This is a genomic window from Capsulimonas sp., from assembly GCF_039929585.1.
GTDB lineage: Bacteria > Armatimonadota > Armatimonadia > Armatimonadales > Capsulimonadaceae > Capsulimonas.
In genome coordinates this window covers 1-4,901 of sequence record NZ_JBDSQY010000124.1, presented here as the reverse complement: position 1 = coordinate 4,901, position 4,901 = coordinate 1, and the positions used below count along the sequence as shown (strand labels likewise).

At 54.0% G+C, this 4,901-nt stretch carries 4 protein-coding genes; 3 read left to right on the top strand and 1 reads right to left on the bottom strand.

Translation table 11 applies throughout. The features are described 5' to 3' along the window. Nucleotides 1-1,028 (top strand): LacI family DNA-binding transcriptional regulator (locus tag ABIZ35_RS08575; protein ID WP_348219473.1); only part of this gene is annotated, 1,028 nt, incomplete at its 5' end. A 525-nt stretch (nucleotides 1,029-1,553) separates the two neighbouring features. Here ABIZ35_RS08575 and ABIZ35_RS08570 read toward each other — a convergent pair. Continuing rightward, nucleotides 1,554-1,745: a hypothetical protein gene (locus ABIZ35_RS08570; RefSeq protein ID WP_348219472.1), complete on the bottom strand. Its 192-nt coding sequence runs from the start codon at nucleotides 1,743-1,745 to the stop codon at nucleotides 1,554-1,556. Nucleotides 1,746-2,183: 438 nt separating this feature from the next. On the opposite strand from ABIZ35_RS08570, the gene ABIZ35_RS08565 reads away from it, so the two are divergent. Then, nucleotides 2,184-3,014 (top strand): DUF1559 domain-containing protein, encoded by an 831-nt coding sequence (locus ABIZ35_RS08565; protein ID WP_348219471.1) that lies wholly within the window; start codon nucleotides 2,184-2,186, stop codon nucleotides 3,012-3,014. A gap of 1,128 nt (nucleotides 3,015-4,142) precedes the next feature. Next, nucleotides 4,143-4,901: cellulase family glycosylhydrolase (locus tag ABIZ35_RS08560; protein ID WP_348219470.1), on the top strand; the 759-nt coding region annotated here is incomplete at its 3' end.

The window sequence follows — 4,901 nt, the reverse complement described above, 5'->3', positions numbered from 1 at the left end:
CATTAAAAGACGTTGCCCGAGAGGCGGGAGTGGCCGCGATGACCGTGTCCGTGGTGCTGAATGGCGCCCGGTCGGGCACCCGCGTCTCCGACGCCACGCGTATCCGAATTGAAGAAGCGGCGAAGCGCCTGCACTATCGCCCCAACGCCATTGGACGCGGCCTTTCCCGGCGGAGAATGGACACGATCGGCGTTGTTGCAACCATCGACGGCCCGCTCAATCTGTATTTTCTCGAAGTGCTGAATGGAATACTGGCTGAGTGCGTCAGTCATGGACAAAACACCACCGTCTTTTCCGTTTCCGACTGGCGGCTGGAGGAAGAGAAGATCCTGCACTTCTGCGACGGCCGCGTGGACGGGATCATACTTCTAGGCCCGAATCTGACCCCCGAGTTTTCCGAAATGCTTTCCCGGCGTACATCGTTTGTGACGATCCATGGCGGCCTGATGATGCCGGGAATCCATAATCTCGAAGTGGACGACGAAGGGGGGGCGCATCAGATCGTTACGCATATGATCGAGCTTGGCCATCGCCGAATCGCGCATTTTACAGGCCAACTAGACCAGCCGGGAGCACACCGGCGATTGGCAGGCTATCAGCGTGCTTTGATGGACGCCGGACTTCCCGTGGATGAAGATCTGATCCTGCCGGGATACTTCACGGACGAGAGCGGACGAGAGCGTATGACGGCGCTGCTCGATCAGGGCGGCCCGCTGCCGACGGCGATCTTCTGCGCGAACGATGGCGTGGCGTACGGAGCGCTGGATGTCCTCGCGGCGCGTGGCCTTCAAGCCCCGAGAGATATTTCGATTGCGGGATTTGACGATCTCATGCTGGCGAAGACGACCACGCCGCATCTGACCACAATGCGCCAGCCCTTTCGTGACATGGCGGCCCGCGCCGTCCAATTGCTGCTGAACCAAGTTGGCGACGGCGACGGCGATCAGCCGCTGGTCAAACCGACCGCCAGCGATATCTTTCCAGTAAAACTGATCGTTCGAGAATCGGTCGGACCGCCGCCAGTTTAAAGGCGGCCTGACGCGAAATCACAAACTCCGTTGTTCGCAAATCAAGGAGAAATTTTATGAACCGTTCTTTCATCCGTAAGTCCCCTCAAACCCTGGGGTTCACGCTTATTGAGCATATTGTTGTTATTGCTACAATTGAAACACTTTGCGGCCATCCTCTTCCCCGTTTTTGCGCAAGCCCGTGAAAAGGCGCGCGACCAAAGCATGGCAGCTCAACAGAAAGCCCAGCAGGATTATATCGCTCAGCAGAGCGGCAAGCGGTGATTTGCCCCGTCCCTATTCGGCTGGCGTCTGGAATGCCAGCCGAATAGGGATGTTCGGCGCTATGCGGATGGCGCCAACCCCATTGCCGGCGTTATCCAGGCTCACAACGGGTACCTCTACGGCGCCACGGCAGATATAAACAACTCTAATGGCGGACAGGGGACCCTTTTCCGGATCATTCTTTAGTTGGGCTGCCCATGCCGGTACTGGCGATCGGCTAATTGACTCCAGCCTCTGGGTCAGTTGGAAGCGTCGTGACCATCAAGGGCGAGAACTGTATCGGGGGACGTCCGTTGCATTCAATGGCGTCCCTTGCTCATCGTTCACCGTCACGTCTGGACAATGGATCGTCGCCACGGTTCCGGCGGGGGCAATGTCGGACACCGTTTCGGTGACCACTCCGGGCGGCGCCGTCACCAGTTCGACGAGCTCAGCGAGAACTAAGTGGGACATGTCGCATGCTCACGGCTTTTTTCGGCTCGCTCCTAGCCCGCTTGGCAGCCGCCAAGCTTCGATATACTATTATATCATATAGTTTTCCGAATACAGGGTCATATCATTTACATTTCCCAGTCCTGCAAGCCTCTACCCGTCCGATTACAATATTTTACTCATATATCGGAATTCTACTTGACAGATGCACGTCATAATGATATACTTTTGTCATAATAGCGAACTTGATTTTCCGAAGAAGGGATGTTAGCGTTGATTTCGGGCAATCGGCCGTTGAGCCGAAAACAACCGAACGCGATGCATTTCTATGAAGCCATCCTCTTACGACGGAATATCAGAACAAATGAAAGGAGACCATACCCTACATCGTAAGATAGTCTCGGCATACATTTCTTCTCGCACAGAGAAGGTTTTCATTAGAAAGAATTCATCATTTAAATGACACGCAAAAATAAGCTTGGTTTTACCCTCATAGAGTTACTCGTTGTTATCGCCATCATCGCGATTCTCGCAGCAATCCTGTTCCCCGTATTCGCCAAAGCCCGCGAAAAGGCTCGTCAAACGAGCTGTGCCTCGAACCTTAAGCAATTGGGCCTGGCAGTCATGCAGTATGTCCAGGACAACGATGAAACATTCCCGTGTGGAAACACGGGTAATAATTCCTATGGTACTGGCGGATGGGCGTCGCCCATCTATCCGTACGTCAAGAGCGATGGTCTCTTCAAGTGTCCCGATGACAATGCAACGGCCACAGGTTCGAACACCGTGGTTTCGTATGCGATGAACGACTCGCTCATTGCCGATCAAAATAACGGTACGGGAGCGGCGCTTGCAAGATTAAACTCCTCTGCTTCCACCGTTTTATTCTGCGAGATACAGGGATGGAGCGGCCCAATTCACGCTGTGCCTGACTTTTCTCCAGGCGCGACTTGCCACAGTCAGTTCTGGGGAGGACGCCCGGGAGCGGCGGCCTTCCTTGAATCCAAATACGCGACCGGCAATCCTCCAGGACAGGACCTCAAGTTGATCGGTCAGAAAACAGTCCATACCGGCGGGGCAAATTACGCCGCCACAGATGGCCATGTGAAATATCTCATGCCCAATCGCATCTCCGGTGGTAAAGATAACTCAAGCTCAGCAGGAGTTCAAAACACCGCAACCGCCGAAATGGCGGCTGGAACGGACTGTATGGATAACAATCCTGCAGATGCAAGCGCAACAAATTGCCCAAATTCGAATACGGCAACAATGACATTCAGCAAAATCTAGTCCTCACGAATTGCCGCCACGCTGATGGCCGGGCTGCCGATGAAATTATCATCGGCAGCCCGGCACTGACATTTTATTTGCAATCATTAATATCTAGGCATCCCCACCATCTCATTGAGCGGCAGCTCAGCATGCAGTCGGCCAAGTTCCCGTATCGCATTCATAGGGCTGGATTGTGGCCGCCGAAGGCGCAATGGCGGAGGCTCCCTGTGTTTACTATTATGGTGTAATAGAAATTAATGCAATGCAGAAATCACTGCAACAGTGATATCAATGAAGAATTGCGCACGAAGCCAGGGCCATGTCTCAAGAACGCCATCTCGAAACCGGCGGCGTCCGCACCTTGCGGACGCCGCCGGTAAACAACCTAATCTAAGGGGAATGATAATGCTAAGAAGGTCAATCGCTGCTATTGCGACCATCGCATCTCTGAGTTGGGGGCGCTCGGCATCCTTTTTCGGCGCCAGCGGCGCCTGGACCTGAACCTGCTACGTTGACACCATCAGCTGGTAATCCCTCGCAAACGACACCCCGGTCGAGCACTTCCGCTCCGCCGGTGCGTCGTCAGTTACCGCAGCGCGGGCAGCATATGTCGGCCATTCCTGGCTCCATTTCTCACGATCACGCCACTCTCACGCAAGCGGGCATGCCGTTCCGGCGCAACGCTGTATCACTGTCATTTCCAGGAATGGGTTTGTATCAAAGGGTTATATCACAGAGATTTCCGACCAATGACGGCAGCGGGAACCCGATCTACAACGTTGTGACTTATTACTCAATTTGCGCTTGACAGATTCGCGGCGGCATGATATAGTTTTCTTGGTCTGGTGAACCTGGTTTATCTAGTCAGAGCATCTTCTGATGTGACCGTGGGAGCCGGTATCGAACAATTTGTGTTGAATTGCACCTAACGCGATCTATTTACCGGCTTCATCACTGTGACTTCTCTATGAATAGCGTGGAGCCGACCTGCGTTTCGATCGGCGTCTGAGTGCTGCTCAGCGCATGTTCGCGGTCATTTTGGAGGTGAGGCGGCAGCCTCAGAGCTGCCTGTACATTCTGAATAACGCCCTTTACAAAGTAGTATTTGCCACGCAAGCAACTCAGGACAATAAAGTGAGAAAAAACATGAACAAGATGAAGTACGTTATCGCCACCGCCAGCGCCATCGCGTGTCTGGCGTTGCCCTCAGTCGGATCTGCGGCCGTCTTCCCGAATCCCGGCATTAACCTGGGCAACACCCTCGAATCCACCTGGGGGTATACCCCGCCGACCAAGGCGCTGATCGACTCCATGCACAATGCCGGATTCAAGACCCTGCGCGTGCCGTGCGCCTGGAATTACCAATCCACCAACGGCACGATCAAGGCCGCGTACATGGCCCAGGTCAAGCAGGTGGTCGACTGGGCTCTCGCCGATGGCATGTACGTCATCATCAACGATCACTGGGACGGTGGCTGGTTCGAAACCAACGGCTTCAACTCCTATAACAGCGGGATCAACTCCAACTTGATCAACCTGTGGACCCAGGTGGCGAACACCTTCAAATGGTACGATAGCAATAAGTTGGCCTTCGCCTGCGCCAATGAACCTGACGCAAATAGCCAGGCGAAGACCAATGTGCTCTACCAATACGAGCAGAATTGGATCAACGCGATGCGCGCCAACGGGGGGGGCAATGCCGTTCGCTGGCTGATTGTCCAAGCGCCGAACACCAATATCAATGAGGCCGTTAGCTTTGGCATGAACCTACCTTCGGATCCGGCGAATAAGCGGATGATCGAAGTGCACAACTATGATCCCTTCGATTTCACCTTGATGACAACGGATGAGTCGTGGGGGACTTGGAAAGCCTTCTGGGGATATAATTATCATGTCAGCAAGCAG